The following is a 22,732-nucleotide window of genomic DNA, read 5'->3' as shown; positions in this document are numbered from 1 at the left end:
GCCACTGTCGGCCGCCCTCGCGCCGATGTCAGTCCCCTCGCAGGGGACGGCGCTGCGTGTACCGCCGCCGGGGGACTGTGGCCGCGCAAGCCGCCACCTACAGTCGCGCCATGACCCCAACCCTCGACGTCCAGACCGAGTGGGTGCACCTCCAGTACGAGGAGCGCGCCGCCTTCACCGAGACCTACGGCTTCTCCGGCAACCAGGGGGCGGTGAACCTCGAGGGCATCCGCTTCCGGCCCGCCGGCAAGGCATCGGACACGCTGATGGTGTTCATGCACCCGGCCTCGACCCTGCAACTGCTGCCGGTGCCGCGCGCGATGGCGGCGACGGGCGCGCACGTGCTGTGCGCGGGCAGCCGCTACCAGCGCAACGACACCGCGCTGATCATGGAGAAGGTGTTGCTCGACCTCGGCGCGTACATCCGCCACGCGAAGGAGGTCTGGGGCTACCGCAAAGTGGTGCTGGTCGGCTGGTCCGGCGGCGGCGCGCTGGCGATGAGCTACCAGGCCGAGGCAGAGAACCCGACCCTCACGCACACGCCGGCGGGCGACCCTGTCGACCTCAAGGGCGCGGGGCTGATCGCGGCGGACGCGGTGATCTTCCAGGCGGCCCACCTGTCGCGGGCCCATCTGCTGGCCGAAGCCATCGATCCTTCGGTGACGGATGAACTCGATCCCGACAAGCGCGAGGTCGAGCTCGACCTCTACGATGCGCGCAACCCGAACCAGCCGCCTTACTCGCCCGAGTACATCCAGCGCTACCGCGCTGCCCAGATGGCGCGCATGCGGCGCATCAGCGCGTGGGCCAGGAGGACGCTGGCCGAGCTGAAGGCGCGCGGCACCGGCGAGATGGAGCGTCCCTTCATCGTGCACCGCACGCTGGCGGACCCGCGCTTTCTGGATCCGGCCCTGGACCCCAACGATCGCAAGCCGCGCTGGTGCTACATGGGCAACCCCGAGACGGTCAACACCGGTCCGGTGGGGCTGGCCCGCTTCACCACGCTGCGCTCCTGGCTGTCTCAATGGTCGCTCGACGACTCCTGCGGCAATGGGCTGGAGGGGGCGAAGCGCATCCGGGTGCCCTTGCTGGTGATCGAGAACAGCGCCGACGACGCGGCGCCGCAGACGCACCCCAAGATGTTGTACGAAGCCGCGGCCTCGCCCGACAAGAGCTTCCGCATCGTCAAGGGCGCCACGCACTACTACGCCGGCCAGCCGGAGCTGCTGAAGGAGGCCACGGAACTCATCCGCGGCTGGCTGCAGCAGCGCGCACTGCTGGAGCCATAGTCCTTGAACACGAAGGCGCCCATGGGGCCGGCGCTGGTCATCTTCGTCGTGACCCTCGCCACGGCAGTGCAGCCGCTGGGCACCGACCTCTACCTGGCCGCCTTGCCCTCCATCCGCAAGGAGTACGGCGCGCCCGTCAGCGTGGTGCAGCTGACGCTGGCGATCGTGGTGTTCAGCTTCGGCGTAAGTCAACTGCTGTGGGGTCCCGCGGCCGATCGCTTCGGCCGCCGGCCGGTGCTGCTGGCCGGATTCGTCCTGTACGCTGCCGGCGCCGGCATGGGCGCGCTTGCGCAGAGCATCGAGCTGCTGATCGCTGTGCGGGCCATGCAGGGGCTGGGCATCGCCGCAGCGATGGTCTGCGCCCGCGCCATGGTGCGCGACCTGTACGAACAGCAGCAGGGGACCCACATCATGACCGTCGCCATGTCGGTGCTGGCCTGTGCGGTCATGCTCATCCCGCTCAGCGGCGCCCTGCTGACGGAGAGCCTGGGTTGGCGCTCCACCTTGTGGTCGATGGCCTTGTGCGGCCTGGGCGGGGCGGTGCTGGTGCTGCTGCGCGTGCCGGAGACGGTGCGTGCGCTCAAGCCCGACGCCCTGCAGCTGCGGCCGCTGTTCGCCGGCTATGCGCGCATCGCCCGCCACCCGGGCTTCAGGTCCTGGACCCTGCTGAACTCCTGCGGCTACGCGGCCAATTTCGGGTTCTTCTCGAGTTCGGCCTACCTGTTCATCGAGACCTACGGCGTCTCGCGCACGGGTTTCGGACTGGTGATCGGCGGCGCATCCGTCGCCTACCTGATCGGCACCGTGCTGTGCCGGCGCTGGATCGCGGCGCACGGCATCGTGACTTCCGTGCGCCGCGCCGGCTACCTGTCGCTGGGAGCCGCCCTGCTCATGATCGCGCCGCAACTGGCGGATGCCCACACGCCGGCCACGCTCGCCGCCGGGCTCTGGCTGATGCTGCTGGCCTACGGCATCCATCAGCCCTGCGGCCACGTCGGCATGGCCACGCCATTCCCTCTTCAGGCCGGCGCTGCCTCGGCGCTGGGCGGCTTCATTTTCGCCACCGCCGCCTTCGCGTGCGGCACCTGGATGGGCCTGATGTACCGCAGCGGCAGCGCCGCCGTGCTCTCCCTCACGACCGGCGTGCTCGCCGCAGCCACCGGCCTGATCGCCCTGACGCTGGTGCAGCGCCATGGCCGGCCCGAAGTTGCTCGGGTCGTCATTCCCTGAATCGTTCCACCCACGAGGACCACCATGACCAACGCCTACATCACCGGCTGGGGCCACACGCCCTTCGGCAAGCTCGACAACGTCGAACTGGAGCAGCTCATTCGCGAGGCCGTGCAGCCTGCGCTCGACAGCGCGGGCCTGGAGCCCGGCGACATCGACGGCATCTTCGTCGGCCACTTCAACGCCGGCTTCGTCGGCCAGGACTTCACCGCCTCGCTGCCGGCGGTGGCCATGCCCGAGTTCCGCCACACGCCGGCGGTGCGCTGCGAGAACGCCTGCGCCACCGGCTCGGCGGCGATCTGGGCCGCGCTGGATGCGATGGCGGCCGGCCGCATGAAGCGCACGCTGGTGATCGGCATGGAGCGCATGAACGGACTGCGCACGCCCGAAGTGGCGGCCACGCTCATCAAGTGCGCCTACGTCAAGGAAGAGGGCAGCGACCCGGCCGGTTTTGCGGGCATCTTCGGCGGCATCGCGACGAAGTACTTCGAGCGCTTCGGCGACCAGTCGGACGCGCTCGCCGCCATCGCGGCCAAGAACCACGCCAACGGCATGCACAACCCCTATGCCCACATGCGGCGCGACTTCGGCTTCGACTTCTGCCGCACGCCCTCGGAGAAGAATCCTTTTGTCTCCGGGCCGCTGAAGCGCTCCGACTGCTCGCTGGTCTCCGACGGCGCCGCCGCCCTGGTGCTGTCGACCGAGCCGCTGCCCGGCGCCAAGGTGGCGCCGGTGCGCTGGCGCTCGCGCTCCCATGTCAACGACTTCCTGCCGATGTCGCGCCGCGACCCGACACGCTTCGAGGGCGCGGCGCTCGCATGGCAGAAGGGTCTGGCGGCGGCCGGCGCGAGGCTGGCCGATCTGTCCTTCGTCGAGACGCACGACTGCTTCACCATCGCCGAGATGCTCGAGTACGAAGCCATGGGCCTCGCGCCGCACGGGCAGGGCGCGCGCGTGATCCTCGACGGCGTCACGCGCAAGGACGGCAAGCTGCCGGTCAACCCCTCCGGCGGGTTGAAGTCGAAGGGCCATCCCATCGGCGCCACCGGCGTGTCGCAGCACGTGATGGCCGCGATGCAGCTGTCGGGCACTGCCGGCGGCATGCAGGTGAACGGCGCGCGCATGGGCGCCGTGTTCAACATGGGGGGCTCCGCCGTGGCGAGCTACCTGAGCCTCCTGGAATCCGCGGCATGAATGCGGCGCAGGCGATGAACCTGGGGCGCCTGCTGACGCACACGGCGCGGCTGTTCCCCGACCGCCCGGCGCTGATCCAGGAAGGCGGGCGCACCTGCACCTGGGGCGAGATGGAAGAGCGCGTGGCCGCGATGACGACGGCGCTGCGCCGCCTCGGGCTGCGCAAGGGCGACCGCATCCTCGTGCACTCGCGCAACAACCTGCAGATGTTCGAAAGCTGCTGGATCGCGTTCCGGCTGGGCTGCGTCTGGGTGCCCACCAACTTCCGGCTGACGCCGCCGGAGGTGGCCTACCTGGGCGCCTCCAGCGGTGCCATCGCGATGATCGCGGAGGATGTCTTCGCGGGCCATGTCGATGCGGTGCGCGAGAGCGCGCCCTCGCTGAAGCACGTGATCGCCATCGGGGCGGCACGCGCCGGCGAGCATGCCTACGAGGACCTGGTGCGCGAGTACCGCGGCCAGCCCGACGGGCACGAGACGGTCGGCTGGGACGATCCGCTCTGGTTCTTCTACACCTCGGGCACCACCGGCCGCCCCAAGGCCGGCGTGCTCACGCATGGCCAGATGTCTTTCGTGGTCGCCAACCACCTGGCCGATTTGATTCCCGGCACCACCGAGCGCGACTGCTCGATCGCGGTGGCGCCGCTGTCGCACGGCGCCGGCATCCATGCCCTGCTGAACGTGGCCCGCGGTGCGCCCACTGTGCTGCCGGCCAGCGAGAAGCTGGATGCGGAGGCGTTCTGGCAGGCGGTGGAGAAGCACCGCGTCACCAATCTCTTCACCGTTCCCACCATCGTCAAGATCCTGGTGGAGCACCCGGCGGTGGACCGCTACGACCACAGCTCGCTGCGCTACCTGATCTACGCCGGCGCGCCCATGTACCGCGCCGACCAGAAGCTCGCGCTGCAGAAGCTGGGCAAGGTGCTGGTGCAGTATTTCGGTCTTGGCGAGGTGACCGGCAACATCACGGTGCTGCCGCCGGACATGCATTCGGCCGACGATGCGGATCCCAACGCCAACATCGGCTCGTGCGGCCGCCCGCGCACCGGCATGGAGGTGGCCATCCTCGATGCCGAGCTGCAAGCGCTGCCGCCCGGCAAGGTCGGCGAGATCTGCTGCCGCGGCCCGGCCGTGTTCTCCGGCTACCACGCCGACCCCGAGGCGACCGGAAAGGCGCTGCGCGGCGGCTGGTTCCACACCGGCGACCTCGGGCGGATGGACGAACGCGGGCTGCTCTACATCACCGGGCGCGAATCGGACATGTACATCTCGGGCGGCTCCAACGTCTACCCGCGCGAGGTGGAGGAGCTGCTGTTGACGCACCCTGCCGTGGCCGAGGTGGCCGTGCTGGGCGTGCCGGACCCCAAGTGGGGCGAGATTGGCGTGGCCGTCGTGGTGAGGCGTGGCGACGCGCAGGTGGACCGCGAGGCACTGCTGGCGCACCTGCAAGGCCGCTGCGCGCGCTACCGCTGGCCGCATCACCTGTTCTTCTGGGACGCGCTGCCGAAGTCGGGCTACGGGAAGGTCGCGAAGAAGGACATCCGGCAGCTGCTGTTCGATCGCGGCGAGCTGCAGGCCTGAGCTCGAAGGTCAGCTCAGATCCCTGAGCTGGAACCCGACCGCCTGCGCCTCGGTGCGGCTCACGCGCACACCCTTGGCCAGCAGCCGCCGCGCGAGCATGTGGTCGCCGGCGCGGTTGATGGTCTCCACCGCCGCCAGGCGCTCGCCGCGGATGCAGAGCACCGTGCTTGCGCGGGATTGCGGCTCGGCCAGCACCACGTGCTCGTCGTCCGGGGCCCGAAGGCCGGCGATCTGCAGCTTCAGGTCACCCTGGTCGCTCCAGAACCAGGGGACCGGGCCGTGCGAAACGGCCTTGCCGGCGATTCGCGCGGCCACGCTGCGCGCCTGGTCGGATGCGTTCTGCACCGACTCGAGGCGGATCCGCCTCCCCGACCATGGGTCCGGGAAAGCCGCCACGTCACCGATGGCGGAGATCGCGGGATCGGAGCTGACCAGCCGCTCGTCGACACGGATGCCGTTGTCGACGTCCAGCCCGGCCTGGGCGGCGAGCTGCGTCCGCGGCTCGGCACCGATGCCGACGACCACGATGTCTGCGGGCAGTTCGCGGCCGTCCGCGGTGTGGACGCCGGCGACCTTGCCATGCCGCCCCTCGAAAGATGACAGTCCGCACTGGAACAGCAGGCGGGTGCCGCGTTGCACATGCGACTCGGCGACGGCCCGCGCGGAGATGGCCGACGTTGCGCGGGCCAGCGCGCGATCGGCCAAATCGACCACGGTGACGTCGAGGCCGAGGCCGCGGGCCACGGCCGCGAACTCGAGGCCGATGAAGCCTGCGCCCACCACCACGGCGCGCCGGCCGGACTGCAGACGTTCCCGCAGCCCCTCTGCGTCGCCCAGCGTCTGCAGGCTCAGCACGCCGTCGAGATCGGCCCCCTCCAGTGCGATCCTGCGCGGGCGTGAACCGGTGGCGATCACGAGGTGGTCGTAGGGGATGCTTTCGCCGCTTTGCAGCAGCACCTGCCGCGACCGGCGCTCGATGCGCTCCGCGCGACCCCGCAGCAGCTCGACGCGATGGTCATCGAAGTAGCGCGAAGGGCGGAACAGCAGGTCGGACGCAGTGGCCTTGGCAAGCAGGTAAGCCTTGGAGAGCGGAGGGCGCTGATAGGGCAAGCCTTCCTCTTCGCCGAGGAGCACGATGCGGCCTTCGAAGCCTTCCTGGCGCAGGGATGCCGCGCACTGGAAGCCTGCGTGCCCGGCGCCGATGATGAGGATCTGCTGCATCCCCGGATGGTTGCCGCGAAGGCGTGGACTGTCAGTCCCTGCACGAGGGGACCGGGCGTCGCAAGGCAGCGTCAGCGGATCTATGCGGGCAGGGCGTGCAGGGCGGCGAGCCCGATGGCGATGGCCACGCCAAGGAAGCCGAACGCCGCGGGCGTTCGCGAGGCAGGATGAAAGGCCAGCGCGACGACGCATGCCACGAAGAGGAAGGGGAGCGGGATGAGGACGGGAAGCGCCAGCAGCAGGACGTCTTCGATGGCGTGCCAGCTGGCCATGCCCTCTGCGGTGGTCCAGCGCGTGCCGATCAGCGGCAATGCGGCCACCGCCATGCACAAAAAGAAGCTCGGAAAGAGCCAGTCTCCGGGCGCCGGCTGAGCGCTCTTCCTGGGCTGCCTCACGGGCCAGTCCGGCTCGTCGCGCTGGTCGCGGTGCTGATGGGCCTGGTGAGGGGGGGTGTGCGTTGCCATGTGGGGCAATGTACGAACGGCCGCCTCGAAGTCCATCGCCGGATCGGGGCAGTATCGGGTGGTGCTACCCGTCGTGGCCGTTCATGCATCCGGGGCCGCGGAATGTCACTGTTTCTCGGTGGCAGCGGGCCGGGAAGTCGCACGAAAAATAGACGGCGCCGGCACATGTCGTGATCGGCCCACGGATGTCGAAGTTCCTGGGAAAGCAGGGCGTTTTTTGCGCCTCTGCAGGCCGTGAGGGCGGCAGAATCGTCCGAATGACAGAGCCAGGCGACCTTCCCGACGACCAGCTGAAGGAGCGCGCGCGCCTGTGGCGCCTCATGGCGCTCCGCGGAGAGAGGCACGCCCACCTTCCGGCGCACGAGCACGAGACCGAGCTGCGTCGGCGTCAGCGTGCAGCGAACCCTGCGCCCGCGCAGGCACACGCCGAGCCACCGCCTGGGCGATGGCTCTGGCGGTTCTGGTAGCAACTCGTCGCCCGTGCGCCAGCAGGGCGCGGCAGCTCTGAAACAGAACTGAGACAAAAGACGCGATCGGTTGCACTGTCCGTCGGCGCAGCTGTCTCCGTTCGGCACGCTCGAACGTCTTCAAGAGCAACACCCCAGAGAAATTCCGGGCCCTTTGCCGTCATGTAATAGTAATGATTCTTATTTGCGTAGCAGAAGCCAAAGACATCGGCGTGTCGATCCCATGTCCTCCGAGAACGCCGTGCGCGGGTCCTCTCGTGGCCCGCACATCGACCCGCCATCGACCGCCGCCGGATGGATCCGTCTCGCAAACTGGAAGGCGCAGCACCATGTCATCGAGCCCATCCGAGCCCTCGCTCGAAGACATCTTCATCGTCAATCGCACCCAGCTCTGGCGCATCGCGCGCAAGATCGTCCGCACGGCGGACCTGGCCGACGACGTCACGCAGGACGCCTACCTGAAGATCGTCGACGGCCCGTGCGAGCGTCAGGCCGAGCGGCCTTTTTCCTATTGCTGCCAGGTCGTGCGCAATTTGGCGCTGGACTACTGCCGCCGCCACACCGTCGAGTGCGCGTACCGCAGCTTCGACGTGGATGTCGAAGGGGTGGAGGTCCCCTGCGTCGCGTCGCCCGACCGCACCCTGCGCGAGCATCGCGTGCTGGCGGCGATCGACAAGACGCTCGCCGGGCTGCCCACCCGCACGCGCCAGGCCTTCGAGCTGTACCGCCTCGAAGGCCTCACGCAACGCGACATCGCCAAGCGCCTGGGCTGCTCGCTCGGCCTGGTGAACGGCATGATCGCCGAGGCGGCGAAGGCCATCGGTCAATGCCGGCATCTGCTCGACAGCGATTGATGCCCGCCGGTTGAAAGGTGGTGTAAGGTGAAAGCCTTACGGAGCCTTGCAGGGCTTCGACTTTGTCCATCGCACACCGCCCAAGGCGCAGCGCCTTTCAGTCATGACACAAGAGCAGGAAGACCCCGTCTGGCAAGCCGCCTGGACGTGGGTGCAGCGCGAATACGACCGCGAGCACTTCGATGAGGCGGCACGCGCCGAGATGCTGACCTGGCTGCGCGCGCACCCTTCCCACCGCGAGGCCTACGACAAGGCCGCGCGACTGTGGCTTCTCGCCGGCCTGGTGCCACCGGCCGCCCGCTGAACATCGCGGCAGGGGCTGCCCGCTCGCCCCTTCGGATGCAGGCGCTGAACAGAATCGCGCCTCAACCGTCTTCTTGATCGGAAGCAATGACCACCGGAACTGACCGGTGGCCTTGTCTTGGCTTCCGTTCAACCACCGCAAGAGGACGCATCCGATGTCTACGAGCTGCTTCGATCGCGAAGACGAGAGCTTCATCGTTCTGGTCAATCACGAAGACCAATATTCCATCTGGCCGCACTGGAAGGCGGTCCCGGGCGGCTGGAAGGCCGTCGACGGCATCCAGGGCGACAAGAAGACCGTGCTCGACTATGTCGAGAAGACCTGGACCGACATGCGGCCCAAGTCCCTGCGCGACTGGATGGCGCGGCAGGAGAACGCACAACCCGCCGCGACCGCCGATTGATGCCGATGCGGGCTGCCGTCTCGCTGCTGTGCCTGCCCTGCGCGGGCGCGAGCGCCACGATGTACCTGCGCTGGCGCCGCCTGCTGCCGCGCTGGATCGAGGTCGTGCCGGTCGAGCTGCCCGGACGCGGCGCCCGCCTGGCCGAGCCTTTCGCCTCGGACTTCGATGCCCTGGTCGCACAGCTTTGCGCCGAGCAGTCCGAGGCCATGCGCGGCCCCTTCGCCTTCTTCGGCCACAGCATGGGTGCCTTGCTCGCCTGGGGCCTGGCCGATCGGCTGCGCACCCTGGGCCGCGGGCTGCCCTGCGCGCTGCTCGCCTCTGGCAGCGCCGCGCCCTCGCAGCGCGACCCCGATCGCTTTGCCGGCAAGAACGACGACGCAAGCCTCATCGCCGACCTGCGCAAGCAGGGCGGCACGCCCGAGGAGGTGTTCGCGAGCGAGGAGCTCATGCGCATCACCCTGGACGTGCTGGGCGCGGACTACCGCGTCTGCGGGAGCTTCGGCTATGCGGCCGCGGCGCCCTTGCCCGTTCCCCTGCATGTCTTCGCCGGCCGCGACGACGACATCGAGCCGCAGCGCATCGAGGCCTGGTCGGCCGAGGCGGCCGATACCTTCACCCTGGACTGGTTCGACGGCGGCCACTTCTTCATCCGCCAGCACGAGGCCGCGGTGCTCGCCGTGCTCGTGCAGCGCCTGGCGAAGACGCTGGCGCCAGATGCCCATGCAGCTGCTGCCCTCGCGTGATCCGCTGCCGCCGGGCGTCATGCTCTACAGCCTCGACCTCGACCTCGATCTGGCGACGGAGGCGGTGGAGACCTGGCAGGACCTGACGGCCGAGGAGCGCGCGCGGGCGGCATGCTTCGCGCAGCGCGCGGACCGCGTGCGCTTTGCCGCCACCCGCGCGACCCTACGCCGGCTGCTGGCGAAGCGCCTGGGCTGCGCCCCGGCCGAGGTGCCCCTGCACGCCGGCCGCCACGGCAAGCCGTGCGTCGACGAGCGTCTGCCCAACGCGCCGCTCTTCAGCGTCTCCCATTCCGGCTGCCGTGCACTCATCGCCCTGGCCGATCCGCGCGCGCTGCTGCACGTCGGCGTCGACATCGAACAGTGCCACGACGATCTGGATGCCGACGCGCTGCTCGACCTCGCCTTCACGCAGGCGGAGCGCCACGCCATCCGATCCGCCGGCGACTCCCTGCACGCGCTCCATGCGCGCTGGGTCGGCAAGGAAGCGGCGCTGAAGTCCATCGGCGTCGGCATCGCCGAACACCTGCCGTGCATCGGCATTCATCCGCGGGCCGATGGACGTCTCGACATCGCCTGCGACATCCCCGAATGGGCAGGCCTGCAGGCCATGACGCTGCGCGCGCCCCAAGGCTACGCGGCCGCGCTCGCATGGCACGCCCGGACGAACCTGGAAAGCAATGACCCCCATGCCTCAACCCTCGCGTGAGTACCCCCTCGACTTCGTCGCGCACCTGCGTGCGCTGGCCTCGACGCGGCCCGGCGACCGCGCATTGATCGTGGTCCGCAGCGAGGCGGGCTCGACCATCGACGTCCCCATCGACTACCGCAGCCTCGACCAGCGCGTCCGAGCACTCGCGGCGCGGCTCCAGCAGGACTTCGCGCCCGGCGACCGCGCGCTGATCATGCTCGACAACGACGAGCACTACGTCGTCAGCTTCCTGGCCTGCCTCTATGCGGGCCTGATCGCCGTCCCGGTGTTCCCGCCCGAATCGACGCGCAGGCAGCATCTCGATCGCCTGTCCGGCATCGCCGCCGATGCGCAGGCGCGCTGCATCCTCACCAACGCCGCGATCGAGGCGCTGGTGCAAAGCGCCGGCGATGCCTTCGCCGGCGCCGCCGTGCTGGCGGTCGACACCGTGGGCACCGAGGGCACCGAGCGCTGGACGCCGCACACGCCCGCCGCCGCCGACATCGCGTTCCTGCAATACACCTCCGGCTCGACCTCGGCGCCCAAGGGCGTCATGGTGCTGCACGGCAACCTGATGGCGAACATGCGCGCCATCGAGGAAGGCCTGTCCGTCGGTCCGCAGGATGTCTTCGCGAACTGGCTGCCGCTGAACCACGACATGGGCCTCATCGGCGGACTGCTGCAGCCCATCCACCGCGGCATTCCGGTGGTGCTGATGTCGCCGCGCTTTTTTCTCGAGCGGCCCATCCGCTGGCTGGAGGCCATTGCGCGGCACCGCGCCACGGTCAGCGGCGGCCCGGACTTCGCCTTCCGGCTGTGCCTGGAGCGCGTGAAGCCCGCTCAGGTCGAACAACTCGACCTCTCCTCGTGGACGCTCGCCTTCTCCGGCGCCGAGCCGGTTCGGGCGGACACCCTCGAGGCCTTCAAGGAACATTTCGCCGCGGCCCGCTTCTGCGCGCAGGCGATCTATCCCTGCTATGGCCTGGCCGAGGCGACGCTCTTCGTCACGGGCGGTCGGCGCGGCGCCGGCATGGTCGCCCACCGCTTCTCGGCCGCGCAGATCGCCCAGCGTGCCGCGACGCCCAGCGAGCAGGAAGAGGACGGCGTCATGCTGGTCGGATGCGGCGCCCCCGTGTCCGCGCACACCCTGCAGATCGTCGACCCCGAATCGCTCGCCGTGCTCGAGTCCGGACGCATCGGCGAAATCTGGGCCAGCGGCCCCAGCATCGGCGCCGGCTACTGGAAGAAGCCGCAGGAGAGCGCCAGGACCTTCGTCGAGCGCGATGGCCGCCGATGGCTGCGCACCGGCGACCTCGGCTTCGTCTTCCACGGCCAGCTCCACGTGGCCGGCCGCATCAAGGACATGATCATCGTGCGCGGCCACAACCTCTACCCGCAGGACCTCGAGCGCGCCGTCGAGGCCGAGGTCGATGCGGTGCGCAAGGGCCGCGTCGCCGCCTTCGCGGTCGCAGGGCCGGAGGGCGAGGGCATCGGCCTCGCGGCGGAAGTCTCGCGCAGCATGCAGAAGCTCGTCGATCCCGCCGTGCTGGTCGAAGCCCTCGGCGCGGCCGTGAGCGAGCTGTGCGGCGAGCCCTTGTCGGTGGTGGTGCTGCTGAACCCCGGCGGCCTGCCCAAGACCACCAGCGGCAAGCTGCAGCGCAGCGCCTGCAGGGCCGGCTGGCTGGACGGCAGCATCGATGCCTACGCCATCCATGCGCACGGCCGCTTCACGCGCGGCGGCAGCGCCGCGGCGCCCGCCGCACCGGCGCTGGACGACACCGAGTCGGCCCTCGCCGCGCTCTGGGGCGAGGTGCTGCGCCGCGCGCCCAACGGTCCCCTCGGCCCGCAGGCGCACTTCTTCGCGCTCGGCGGCAACTCGCTGGACGCCGTGCAGGCCGCCGCCCGCATCGCCGCGCGCTGGCACATCGCCTTCGAGCCGCGCCATCTCTTCGAGCAGCCGCGCCTGGGCGCGTGCGCGGCCGAGATCCGCAGGCTCCTCGCTGCCGGCGCCCGGTCTGCGCTCATCCACATTCCCGCGCTGGCGCCCGCGCAGCGCGCGCAACCCCTGCCGCTGTCGCATGCCCAGCAGCGCCAGTGGTTCCTCTGGTGCCTGAATCCGTCGAGCGCCGCGTACCACATCGGCGGCCAGCTGCGGCTCGCGGGCGCGCTCGACGAACCCGCGCTGCGCGCCGCCCTCGACGCGCTGGTGCAGCGCCACGAGATCCTGCGCACTGTCTTCCGCCCGGCCCCCGACGGCACGGCGCGGCAGCACATCCAGGCCGCGCTGCCGCCGCGCTGGTCCTCCGTCGATGTCTCCGCATCGCCCGACGATGCGCGCGAGGCCCTCGCGGCGCAGGCCATCGCGCAGGTGCAGGCCGAGCCTTTCGACCTCGGCCAGGGCCCGCTGGTGCGTGCGGTGCTGGTGCGCCTCGCGCCGCAGCTGCATCGGCTCGCGATCGTGTTCCACCACATCGTGGCCGACGGCGTATCGATGCAGGTCGTCGTGGAGGAGTTGGGCTCGCTCTATCGCGCGTTGGCCCAGGGCGAAACGCCCTCGCTGCCGGCACTGCCCCTGCAGTACGCCGACTACGCCGCCTGGCACGGCGAGTGGCTCGCAAGCGGCGAGCGCCACCGCCAGCTCGCCCACTGGACCCGCCAGCTCGGCACCGAGCACCCGGTGCTCGCGCTGCCCGCCGACCGTCCCCGGGCCTCTATCGCCGAGCATCGCGCGGCCCGCCACCAGGCTGCTCTGCCGCCCACGCTGGTGACCGCGCTCAGGCAGCTCGCCGAAGCGCAGGGCACCACGCTCTTCACCGTGCTGCTCGCCGGCCTGCAGGTGCTGCTGCACCGCTGCACCGGCCAGGAAGACGTGCGCGTGGGCGTGCCCATCGCCAACCGCCAGCGCGGCGACACGGCCGGCCTGGTCGGCTTCTTCGTCAACACGCAGGTGCTGCGCAACACCGTGCACGGCCGCGCGCCGCTGGCCCGGGTGCTCGCGCAGGCGCGCGCGGCGGCGCTCGATGCGCTGTCCCATCCGGACCTGCCCTTCGAGCACCTGGTGGAGGCCCTCGCGCCCGAACGCAGCCTGGCCCACAGCCCGCTGTTCCAGGTGCTGTTCAACCACCTGCGCGAGGACTACCGCGCCGCCTCGGTCTTCAGCGGCCTCGAGGTGGCGGTCGAGCCGCTGGACGGCCCGGCCGCCCAGTTCGAGCTCAGCGTCGAAGTCGGCGAATGCCCCGACGGCCGCGTGGCGCTGCGGCTGGTCTACGCCGCCGAGCTCTTCGATGCACTCACCATGGAGCGCTTCTCACAGCGCTACGAACGCGTGCTCGAAGCCATGGCCGCGCAGCCCGCGCTCGCCGCCGGCGACATCGACCTGCTGCTGCCCGGCGAGCGCGCCGACATCGAGGCCTGGTCGCGCGGCTCACGCGACGCCGCCTCGGCCGAGCCCGTGCATCGCCACTTCGAGGCGCAGGTCCGGCGCACGCCCGAGGCCATCGCGCTGCGCTTCGGCACCGTCGCGCTGAGCTACGACGCACTGAACCGCCGCGCCAATCGCCTCGCGCATCGCCTCATGGCGCAAGGGGTGGGAATCGAGACCCGCGTGGGCATCGCCGCCGAGCGTTCGGTGGAGATGGTGGTGGGCCTGCTCGGCATCCTGAAGGCCGGCGGCGCCTACGTGCCGCTCGACCCGGACCTGCCCGCCGAGCGCCTGGTCCACATGCTCGACGACAGCGGCATCGGCCTGCTGCTCACCCAGGCCCACCTGCGCGAGCGCCTGCCGGCGCGCGAAGCCGTGCGCGTGCTGGCGCTCGACGAGGCACTGCAGGATGAGGGCGCGGAGCACGACCCCGCCGTCGCACTCGACGGCGAGAACCTCGTCTACGTCATCTACACCTCCGGCTCCACCGGCCGCCCCAAGGGCGCGGCCAACCGCCACCGCGCGCTGACCAACCGCCTCGCCTGGGGCCAGCGCCACCAGCCGTTGTCGGCCGAAGACGTGGTGCTGCAGAAGACTCCCTTCAGCTTCGACATCTCGTTCTGGGAATTCTTCTGGCCCCTGAGCGTCGGCGCGACGCTGGCCCTGGCCGCGCCGCACGACCACCGCGATCCGGCGCGCCTGGTGGCCCTCATCGCGCAGTACCGCATCACCACCATCCACTTCGTGCCTTCCATGCTGCAGGCCTTCCTCGCGCACGAAGGCGCGCGCAGCTGCACCGGCCTGCGGCGCATCGTCTGCAGCGGCGAGGCCTTGTCCGCCGAGCTGCAGGCGCGCGTCTTCGAGACGCTGCCGCGGGTCACGCTGCACAACCTCTACGGGCCCACCGAGGCGGCCATCGAGGTCAGCGCCTGGGATTGCCGCGACGAAGGCGCGCTCACCGTGCCCATCGGCCGGCCGATCGCCAACCTCGACCTGCACGTGCTCGACGCCGACCTTCACCGCGTGCCGCGCGGCGTCGCCGGCGAGCTGCACCTGGGCGGCGAGGGCCTGGCGCGCGGCTACTGGGACCGCGCCGCGCTCACGGCCGAGCGCTTCGTCGCCAGCCCCTTCGGCGACGGCGGCCGGCTCTACCGCAGCGGCGACCTGGTGCGCTGGCGCGCCGACGGGCAGATCGAGTACCTCGGCCGCGTCGACCACCAGGTGAAGATCCGCGGTTTCCGCATCGAGCTCGGCGAGGTCGAGGCACGGCTGCTCGACCAGCCCGGCGTGCGCGAGGCCGTGGTGGTCGCGCAGGAGGATGCGCAGGGCGCGCGCCTCGTGGCCTATGTCGCGGGCGAGGCGCTCGCGGCCGATGCGCTGCGCCGGCAGCTCGGCGCGGTGCTGCCCGACTACATGGTGCCTTCGGTCGTCATGTTGCTCGATCGCCTGCCGCTCAACACCAACGGCAAGGTCGACCGCAAGGCCCTGCCCGCGCCCGCAGCTGCGCGGCAGCAGCCCTACGAGGCGCCTCGGGGCCAAGTGGCCGAGACCATCGCGGGCCTCTGGTCCGAGGTGCTGGGCGGCGCGCAGGTCGGCCTGCACGACAACTTCTTCGACATCGGCGGCCACTCGCTGCAGCTGATCCGCGCCCACCGCCTGCTGGAGGAGCGCCTGCAGGCCGGCCTCTCGGTCATCGACCTCTTCAAGCATCCGACCGTCGCCGCGCTGGCCGCGCGCATCGCGCAGGGCGAGGCCGCGCCGGCCCCCGCGCGACAAGATGACGAGGAGCGCGCGCGCCGCCAGCGCGCTGCCCTGATGCAGCGGCGCCCCGCGCCGGCGAAGGTGGGCTGATGAACATGCAAGCCAACCCGCCCGAGACCACAGGCGTCGAGATCGCCATCGTCGGCATGGCCGGCCGCTTCCCCGGTGCGCCCGACGTGGACGCGCTGTGGGCGCAGCTGTGCGCCGGCGCCGAGGCCGTCACGCCTTTCACCGACGAGCAGCTGCGCGCCCGCGGCGTCGCGGCGGAGCTGCTGGCCGATCCCGACTACGTGCGCGCCGGCGTCGTGCTGGAAGGCATCGACCAGTTCGATGCCGCCTTCTTCGGCTACACGCCACGCGAGGCCGAGCGCCTCGATCCGCAGCACCGCCTGTTCCTCGAATGCGCGTGGGAGGCGCTGGAGAACGCCGGCTACGACGCGCAGCGCTATCCCGGCGCGATCGCCGTGTACGGCGGCGCCGGTGCCAACCTGTACATGATGCGCAACCTGCTGCCGGCCGCCGGCCTGGACGCGGGCAGCCGCATCGCCGAGCTGCTCGGCCTGGTGAGCGGCAACGCGGCCGACGCGCTGTGCACACGCGTGGCCTACAAGCTGAACCTGCGCGGCCCGGCCATCACCGTGCAGACCGCGTGCTCCACTTCGCTCACGGCCATCCACCTGGCCTGCCGCTCGCTGCTGGCCTTCGATTGCGACATGGCGCTGGCGGGCGGCGTCTCGCTCAACCTGCTGCAGAACGGCGGCTACCGCTACGAGGCCGGCGCCATCTTCTCGCCCGACGGCCACTGCCGCGCCTTCGACACGCAGGCCGCCGGCACCGTGCTCGGCAGCGGTGCGGGCATCGTCGTGCTCAAGCGGCTGGAGGACGCGCTGCGCGACGGCGACACCATCCGCGCCCTCATCAAGGGCAGCGCGGCCAACAACGACGGCGCCGACAAGGTCGGCTTCACCGCGCCCGGCGTGCAGGGCCAGGCCTCGGTGATCCGCGCCGCGCAGCTCATGGCCGACGTGCCGGCCGACACCATCGGCTACGTCGAGGCGCACGGCACCGGCACCGCCCTGGGCGACCCCATCGAGATCGCCGCGCTCACGCAGGCCTTTCGTGCCGGCACCGCGCGGCGCGGCTTCTGCGCCATCGGCTCGATCAAGACCAACATCGGCCACCTCGACGCGGCAGCCGGCGTCTCGGGGCTCATCAAGGCCGCGAAGTCGCTGCAAGAGCGCACGCTGGTGCCCAGCCTGCACTTCGAGCGCCCGCATCCGCAGCTCGAACTGGAGACCAGCCCCTTCTTCGTCAACACCGAGGCCCGCTCCTGGCCGCAGGGCGCGACGCCGCGCCGGGCCGCCGTCAGCGGCTTCGGCATCGGCGGCACCAATGTGCATGTGGTGCTGGAGGAAGCGCCGGTGACGGCTGCTGCCACCGGCCAGGACGCGGATGACGAATGGCAGGTGCTGCCGCTCTCCGCGCTCGACGCCACCGCGCTGCGCCAGGCTGCGACGCGGCTGGCCGATCACCTCGAAGCGCATCCGGAACTGCCGCTCGCCGATGTCGCGCACACGCTGCAGCTCGGCCGCCGCGCCATGCCGCTGCGGCGCGCCATCGTCGCGCCGCAGGCCGGCCTGGCCATCGAGACGCTGCGCGGCCCCGCGCATGCGCTGTGCCCCGAACTGCGTGCGCCCGCGACGCCGCCCGAGGTGGTCTTCCTCTTCCCCGGCGGCGGCACCCAGCACGCCAACATGGGCCGTGCGCTGTACCGCGCCGCGCCCCTGTTCCGGCAGGAGCTCGACCGCTGCTGCGAGCTGCTGCAGCCGGCGCTGGGCCTGGACCTGCGCACGCTGCTCTTCCCCGCCGAGGGCGGCGAGGCGGCGGCCGATGCGCAGCTGTTCCAGATCGCGCTCGCGCAGCCCGCGCTCTTCGCCGTGCAGTACGCCCTGGCGCGCCTGTGGATGCGCCGCGGCGTGCGGCCGGCCCTGATGATGGGCCACAGCCTCGGCGAGTACGTCGCCGCCTGCCTGGCCGGCGTCTTCGGCCTCGAGGACGCGCTCTTCATCGCCGCCACCCGCGGCCGGCTGCTGCAGTCCATGGCGCCCGGCGCGATGACGGCCATCCCGCTGCCCGAGGCCGAGCTCGGTGCCTTCACCGCCCTCGGCTGCGACATCGGCGCGGTCAACGGCGAATCGCTGTGCGTGCTCTCCGGCCCGATCGAGGCCATCGAGGCGGCCGAGCGCGAGCTCGCCGCGCGCGGCCATCCGCCGCGCCGGCTGCGCGTGTCCATCGCCTCGCACTCGGCGATGACCGAGCCCGTGCTCGCCGAGCTGGAGAAGGTCGTGGCAGCCGTGCCGAGGCACGCGCCGCGCATCCCCTTCATCTCCAACGTCACCGGCCGCCTCGTCACGCCCGAGCAGGCTACCAGCCCCCGCTACTGGGCCGAGCATCTGCGCGGCGCCGTGCGCTTCTGGGACGGCCTGGGCACGCTCCTCGCCGTGCCCGGCCGCGCCGTGCTCGAAGTGGGGCCGGGCGAGACCCTCAGCGGCCTGGCGCGCGCGCATCCGGGCAGCGCCTCGGCGGCTGGCGTGTGGGCCAGCCAGGCCCATCCGCAGCAGCAGGCGCGCAACCCGCAGCAGATGGCCCAGGCCATCGCCGGGCTGTGGAGCGCGGGCGTCGACATCGACTGGGCAGCCTGCCATGCCGGCGCGCCGCGCCGCCGCGTGCCGCTGCCCAGCTACTCCTTCCAGCGGCGCCGCCACTGGGTCGACACCGATGCGGCCACGCCCGCGCGGCCCGCGACGCCGAGCGACTGGGCCTACATCCCCTCGTGGCAGCGCGTCGCGCCGCTGGCGCCGCTGAAGCCGGCCTTGAAGGGCGAGTCCGCCGAAGGCTGCACGCTGGTGCTGGGCGAGCAGGGCGGCTTGGCCGACCGCTTGGCGCAGCACCTGGCCGCACGCGGCGACACCGTGGTGCGCGCCGTGCGCGGCGAGCGCTTCGCCGCGCTGGGGCCGCGCCTGCATGCGCTTCGCCCCGGCGAGCGCGCCGACCTGGAACAGTGGCTCGCCACGCTGGAAACACCGCCCACACGCGTGTGCTGCCTGTGGCCGCTCGACGACGGCACGCAGGCGCCGGTGCCCGCCGAACAACTGGAGCGCGGCTTCCACAGCCTGCTCGCGCTGGTGCAGGCCCTCGGCACGCCGGAACATCCGCTCGCGCTCACCGTGCTTGCGAGCCGCACCGAGGACCTGACGGGCCACGACCCGCTCAGCCCCGAGGCGGCCATGCTCTTCGGCCTGTGCAAGTCCGCGGGCCAGGAGTACCCGCGCATCGCCTGCCGCCTGGTCGATGCCCTCGCACCCGCGCCGGGCAGCCTGGCCGAGGCGCGGCTGGTCGAAGCCATCGCGGCCGAGATGCAGCACGCGGGCGACGACGCCGCACCGGTCGCCTACCGCGGCGCACACCGCTGGATCAAGCGCTACGAGCCGCTGCCGCGCGTGCCGCGCGCGGCCGAGGTGCAGCGCCTGCGCCGAGGCGGCGTCTACCTCATCACCGGCGGCCTCGGGGGAGTGGGGCTCGCACTGGCCGAGCATCTGGCGCGGCACTGGGGCGCGCGGCTGGCCTTGCTGGGCCGCAGCGCCTGCCCGCCGCGCGCCGCCTGGGAAGCGCTCGCGGCATCGCCCGCCGAGCCCGCCGCGCTGCGCGACAAGCTGCAGCGCCTGCTCGCGCTCGAAGCCATGCGCGCCGAGCTGCTCGTGCTGCAGGCCGACGTCGCCGATCCCACGCAGATGCGCAGCGCCATCGCCGCGCTGCGCGAGCGCTTCGGGCCCGTGCACGGCGTGATCCATGCGGCCGGCGATGCAGGCGGCGGCATGATCGCGCACAAGACCCGCGCCGAGGTCGCCGGCGTGTTCGCGCCCAAGGTCGCGGGCACCCAGGCCCTGTTCGATGCACTGGATGGCACGACGGAGGGTGCCCCGCTCGATTTCGTGCTGCTGTGCTCCTCCATCGCCAGCCTCGCGGGCGGCCTGGGCAAGAGCGACTACGCCGCCGCCAACGCCTACCTCGACGCCATCGCCGCCCTGGCCCAGCGCGAGCGGGCCTACCCCGTCTTCTCGGTCAACTGGGACGCCTGGCGCGAGATGGGGATGGCCGCCGGCATGCAGCTGCCCGAGGGCGTGGGCATGAACGCGGAGGAGGGCGCTCGCGCCTTCGAGCGCATCGTCTCGGGTCCGGCGCTCGCGCAGGTCGTGGTCTGCACCACCGACCTGGCCCAGCGCCTCGGCCCGCTGGACAACGGCATGCTGGATCTGCTCGATGCGGTCGCCGACAGCGCGCCACCCGCGGCCTCGCATCCGCGCCCCAGCCTGCAGACCCCCTACGCCGCGCCCGGCAGCGAGCTCGAGCACGCTGTGGCCACCATCTGGCAGGAGCGCCTGGGCATCGCGCCCGTCGGCTTGAACGACAACCTGTTCGAGCTCGGCGGCGACTCGCTGATCGCGATCCAGCTGCTGTCGCGCATCAAGGCCGCCTGCGCGGTGGAACTGCATCCGAGCGAGTTCTTCAAGCAGCCGACCGTCGCCGGCATCGTGGCCCAGGTCGCGAAGGAGGGCGGGGCGGCGCAGGGCGGCGCCGCGCAGGCGCGCATCCCGTCGGTGCCGCGGGCGGCGGAGATGCCGCTTGCGCCCATGCAGCGGCGCCTGTGGCTGGTGGACCGCTTGAGCGACAGCGCCGACCGCCAGGGCCGCGCGGCCTACAACATCGGCGCTGCGCTGGCGCTGGAGGGCGAGGTCGATCTCGCGCTGCTGCGCGAGACGCTGCAGGCCATCGTCGCGCGCCACGAGGTGCTGCGCACCGCCTATGCGGAGAACGACAGCGGCGAGCCGGTCGCGCTGATCGCGCCGCAACTGCGGCTCGACATCCGCCTGATCGAGGCCGTGGAGCTGCCCGGCGAGGACGAGGCGGCGCGCATGGAGGCGGTGTTCGACCGCATCGGCCGCGCGCCCTTCGAGCTCGCCACCGGCCCGCTGATGCGCGCGGCCATCGTGCGGCACGGCGCGCGCCGGCATGCGATGGTCGTCGTCGTCCACCACATCGTGTTCGACGGCTGGTCGATCGCCGTCTTCGCGCGCGAGTTCGGCGCCATCTACCAGGCGCTGCAGGCCGGGCGCGCACCGGCGCTGGCGCCGCTGCCCATCCAGTACGTGGACTACGCCGCCTGGTGCGAGCAGGCCGCGGGTGCCGGCGACCCGGCGCGCGAGCAGGCCTTCTGGCGCGGCTACCTGCAGGATGCGCCCGCCGTCACCGCACTGCCGGCCGACCGGCCGCGCGCCGCCACCGCCTCGCATGCCGGCGACGCCGTTCATGTACGCGTCGATTCCGAGCGCGTTGCCGCGCTGCGTCAGCTCGCGCGCGACAGCGGCGTCTCGCTGTTCCATCTGCTGCTGGCCGGCTTCTTCCTGCTGGTGCACCGCGAGACCGCGGCGCGCGACATCGTGGTCGGAACCGACGTGGCGGGGCGCGCGCGCCCCGAGCTCGAAGGCCTGCTGGGCTTCTTCGTCAACGTGATCCCGCTGCGCTCGCGCGTCCAGGCACCGGGCATGACCTTGCGCGATTGGCTCGCCGCGCTGCGCCAGGGCGTGCTCTCGGCCATGGACCACCAGCACACGCCCTTCGACCAGATCGTGGACCTGCTGGGCACGCCGCGCACGCGCAACCGCAACCCGCTGGTGCAGATGCTGTTCGTGCTGCAGAACACGCCCGAGGTGCGCTTCGAGATCCCGGGCGTGACGGTGGACCTGCTGCCCCAGCCCACGCGCGAGTCGAAGTTCGACATCGCCGTCTTCGCCAAGGAGCGCGCCGACGCGCTCGAGGTGGAGTGGGTCTACGCCACCGCGCTCTACGAACGCGCCGGCGTCGAGCGGCTGGCCGAAGGCTGGCTGGCGCTGCTGCGCGAGATCACCGACACCCCCGATGCGCCCCTCGACCGCTTCATCCCTGCCGCGCCGCCACGGCCCGCGCAGGCACCACCCGTGAAAGAGATGGCCTCCATGAACCTCAAGCTCGACAAGCTGAACAAGCTCGCCGCACGCGAGCGCCCCGCGGCGCCGGCGCCGGTGCGCACGTCCTTCCTGTCGCCGCAGCGCAGCTTCCCCATCGTGCTGGAAGCGGCCGACGCCGGCCTCGACACCGTGGCCTGGGCCCGGTCACAGGCCGGCGCCATCGAGTCGCTGGTGCGCAAGCACGGCGGCATCCTGTTCCGCAACTTCGGCCTCGCCACACCACAGGACTTCGAGGCCTTCGCCGAGGCCATCGAGCCCGAGCTCTACGGCAGCTACGGCGACCTGCCGAAGAAGGAGGGCGGGCGCAACACCTACCGCTCCACGCCCTATCCCGAGAAGGAGATGATCCTCTTCCACAACGAGAGCGCGCACCTGCACCGCTGGCCGCGCAAGCAGTGGTTCTACTGCGAGCTTCCCTCCCGGGTGGGCGGGGCCACGCCCATCGTCGACTGCCGCGAGTTGCTGGCGCAACTGCCGGCGGAGGTGGTCGAGGTCTTCGAGCGCAAGGGCCTGCTCTACGTGCGCACCTTCACACCGGGGCTGGACGTGCGCTGGCAGGACTTCTACAAGACCGACAGCCGCGCCGAGGTGGAGGCCCGCCTCGCGGCGGCCGGCACCGCGTGGCGCTGGCTCGGCGATGACACGCTGCAGACCCGCACCCGCTGCCCGGCGGTGATCCGCCATCCGCTGACCGGCGAGCGCGTGTTCTTCAACCAGGTGCAACTGCACCATGTGAGCTGCCTCGATGCCCAGGTGCGCGAGGACCTGCTGGGCCTGGTCGGCCTGGAGCGCATGCCGCGCCATGTCTGCTACGGCGACGGCTCGCCCATCGCCGACGAGACCATGGCCCTCGTCGGCCGCGCCTACGAGGCCTGCGCCGTGCGCTTCGACTGGCGCCAGGGCGACGTGGTGATGCTCGACAACATGCTCGCCGCCCACGCGCGCGATCCCTATGTGGAGCCGCGCAGGATCGTGGTGGCGATGGGCGCGATGTTCGAGCGCGCAGACCTCGCGCCGCTGCCGGCCGACGATGCGGTGGAGGCCTGAC

General features: G+C 71.5%; 13 protein-coding genes. 11 read left to right on the top strand and 2 right to left on the bottom strand.

Annotation, left to right across the window (positions count from 1 at the left end; genetic code table 11):
• Positions 1-110: 110 nt before the first annotated feature.
• The 4 genes from GXN78_RS35885 to GXN78_RS35870 are packed head-to-tail and all read left to right on the top strand — an operon-like array spanning position 111 to position 5,293.
• The gene (locus GXN78_RS35885; RefSeq protein ID WP_106560567.1) at positions 111-1,289 is read left to right on the top strand and encodes an alpha/beta fold hydrolase; all 1,179 of its coding nucleotides are present in this window, start codon (positions 111-113) and stop codon (positions 1,287-1,289) included.
• Between the two features lie 3 nt (positions 1,290-1,292).
• Positions 1,293-2,519, top strand: a complete 1,227-nt coding sequence (locus GXN78_RS35880; RefSeq protein WP_106560555.1) for an MFS transporter — start codon at positions 1,293-1,295, stop codon at positions 2,517-2,519.
• 24 nt (positions 2,520-2,543) lie between these two features.
• The gene (locus tag GXN78_RS35875; protein ID WP_106560554.1) at positions 2,544-3,713 is read left to right on the top strand and encodes an acetyl-CoA acetyltransferase; all 1,170 of its coding nucleotides are present in this window, start codon (positions 2,544-2,546) and stop codon (positions 3,711-3,713) included.
• On the top strand, positions 3,710-5,293 hold the full coding sequence (locus GXN78_RS35870; protein ID WP_106560553.1) for an acyl-CoA synthetase: 1,584 nt from the start codon (positions 3,710-3,712) through the stop codon (positions 5,291-5,293). The genes GXN78_RS35875 and GXN78_RS35870 overlap by 4 nt, the downstream gene beginning before the upstream one ends.
• Positions 5,294-5,302: 9 nt before the next feature.
• On the opposite strand, the gene GXN78_RS35865 is transcribed toward GXN78_RS35870, so the two are convergent.
• The gene (locus GXN78_RS35865) at positions 5,303-6,514 is read right to left on the bottom strand and encodes an FAD-dependent oxidoreductase (RefSeq protein WP_106560552.1); all 1,212 of its coding nucleotides are present in this window, start codon (positions 6,512-6,514) and stop codon (positions 5,303-5,305) included.
• An 80-nt stretch (positions 6,515-6,594) separates the two neighbouring features.
• Complete coding sequence (locus GXN78_RS35860) at positions 6,595-6,978, bottom strand: hypothetical protein (RefSeq protein WP_146163188.1); 384 nt, start codon at positions 6,976-6,978, stop codon at positions 6,595-6,597.
• 796 nt (positions 6,979-7,774) lie between these two features.
• On the opposite strand from GXN78_RS35860, the gene GXN78_RS35855 reads away from it, so the two are divergent.
• The 7 genes from GXN78_RS35855 (at position 7,775) to GXN78_RS42315 (ending at position 22,731) form a co-directional block, all read left to right on the top strand.
• Positions 7,775-8,299 (top strand): sigma-70 family RNA polymerase sigma factor, encoded by a 525-nt coding sequence (locus tag GXN78_RS35855; protein WP_106560550.1) that lies wholly within the window; start codon positions 7,775-7,777, stop codon positions 8,297-8,299.
• 103 nt (positions 8,300-8,402) lie between these two features.
• Positions 8,403-8,603: a DUF4880 domain-containing protein gene (locus GXN78_RS35850; RefSeq protein ID WP_106560566.1), complete on the top strand. Its 201-nt coding sequence runs from the start codon at positions 8,403-8,405 to the stop codon at positions 8,601-8,603.
• Between the two features lie 154 nt (positions 8,604-8,757).
• Positions 8,758-9,006 carry an MbtH family NRPS accessory protein gene (locus GXN78_RS35845; protein WP_106560565.1) on the top strand — a complete coding sequence of 83 codons (249 nt, stop codon included), beginning with the start codon at positions 8,758-8,760 and terminating at the stop codon, positions 9,004-9,006.
• A 5-nt stretch (positions 9,007-9,011) separates the two neighbouring features.
• The gene (locus GXN78_RS35840) at positions 9,012-9,749 is read left to right on the top strand and encodes an alpha/beta fold hydrolase (protein ID WP_106560563.1); all 738 of its coding nucleotides are present in this window, start codon (positions 9,012-9,014) and stop codon (positions 9,747-9,749) included.
• The gene (locus GXN78_RS35835) at positions 9,727-10,455 is read left to right on the top strand and encodes a 4'-phosphopantetheinyl transferase superfamily protein (protein WP_106560564.1); all 729 of its coding nucleotides are present in this window, start codon (positions 9,727-9,729) and stop codon (positions 10,453-10,455) included. Before GXN78_RS35840 ends, GXN78_RS35835 begins: the two co-directional genes overlap by 23 nt.
• Positions 10,427-15,709: a non-ribosomal peptide synthetase gene (locus tag GXN78_RS35830; protein ID WP_106560549.1), complete on the top strand. Its 5,283-nt coding sequence runs from the start codon at positions 10,427-10,429 to the stop codon at positions 15,707-15,709. Before GXN78_RS35835 ends, GXN78_RS35830 begins: the two co-directional genes overlap by 29 nt.
• Positions 15,709-22,731, top strand: coding sequence for a type I polyketide synthase (locus tag GXN78_RS42315; protein WP_106560548.1), 7,023 nt, complete (start codon positions 15,709-15,711; stop codon positions 22,729-22,731). The genes GXN78_RS35830 and GXN78_RS42315 overlap by 1 nt, the downstream gene beginning before the upstream one ends.
• The last annotated feature ends 1 nt before the right edge of the window (position 22,732 follow it).

Origin of the sequence: Variovorax sp. WS11 (assembly GCF_010499245.1) — a bacterium.
In the GTDB taxonomy this organism is placed as follows: domain Bacteria; phylum Pseudomonadota; class Gammaproteobacteria; order Burkholderiales; family Burkholderiaceae_C; genus Variovorax.
The sequence above is the reverse complement of the archived record's forward strand: the minus strand, read 5'-3'. Positions and strand labels throughout refer to the sequence as shown.

What these genes read in the sequence shown, in the direction of transcription:
- GXN78_RS35875 (WP_106560554.1), top strand. Translation starts at nt 2,544, where the DNA reads ATGACCAACGCCTACATCACCGGCTGGGGCCACACGCCCTTCGGCAAG.
- GXN78_RS35850 (WP_106560566.1), top strand. Translation starts at nt 8,403, where the DNA reads ATGACACAAGAGCAGGAAGACCCCGTCTGGCAAGCCGCCTGGACGTGG.
- GXN78_RS35835 (WP_106560564.1), top strand. Translation starts at nt 9,727, where the DNA reads ATGCAGCTGCTGCCCTCGCGTGATCCGCTGCCGCCGGGCGTCATGCTC.
- GXN78_RS42315 (WP_106560548.1), top strand. Translation starts at nt 15,709, where the DNA reads ATGAACATGCAAGCCAACCCGCCCGAGACCACAGGCGTCGAGATCGCC.
- GXN78_RS35870 (WP_106560553.1), top strand. Translation starts at nt 3,710, where the DNA reads ATGAATGCGGCGCAGGCGATGAACCTGGGGCGCCTGCTGACGCACACG.
- GXN78_RS35885 (WP_106560567.1), top strand. Translation starts at nt 111, where the DNA reads ATGACCCCAACCCTCGACGTCCAGACCGAGTGGGTGCACCTCCAGTAC.
- GXN78_RS35840 (WP_106560563.1), top strand. Translation starts at nt 9,012, where the DNA reads ATGCGGGCTGCCGTCTCGCTGCTGTGCCTGCCCTGCGCGGGCGCGAGC.
- GXN78_RS35860 (WP_146163188.1), bottom strand. Translation starts at nt 6,978, where the DNA reads ATGGCAACGCACACCCCCCCTCACCAGGCCCATCAGCACCGCGACCAG.
- GXN78_RS35830 (WP_106560549.1), top strand. Translation starts at nt 10,427, where the DNA reads ATGACCCCCATGCCTCAACCCTCGCGTGAGTACCCCCTCGACTTCGTC.
- GXN78_RS35865 (WP_106560552.1), bottom strand. Translation starts at nt 6,514, where the DNA reads ATGCAGCAGATCCTCATCATCGGCGCCGGGCACGCAGGCTTCCAGTGC.
- GXN78_RS35845 (WP_106560565.1), top strand. Translation starts at nt 8,758, where the DNA reads ATGTCTACGAGCTGCTTCGATCGCGAAGACGAGAGCTTCATCGTTCTG.
- GXN78_RS35855 (WP_106560550.1), top strand. Translation starts at nt 7,775, where the DNA reads ATGTCATCGAGCCCATCCGAGCCCTCGCTCGAAGACATCTTCATCGTC.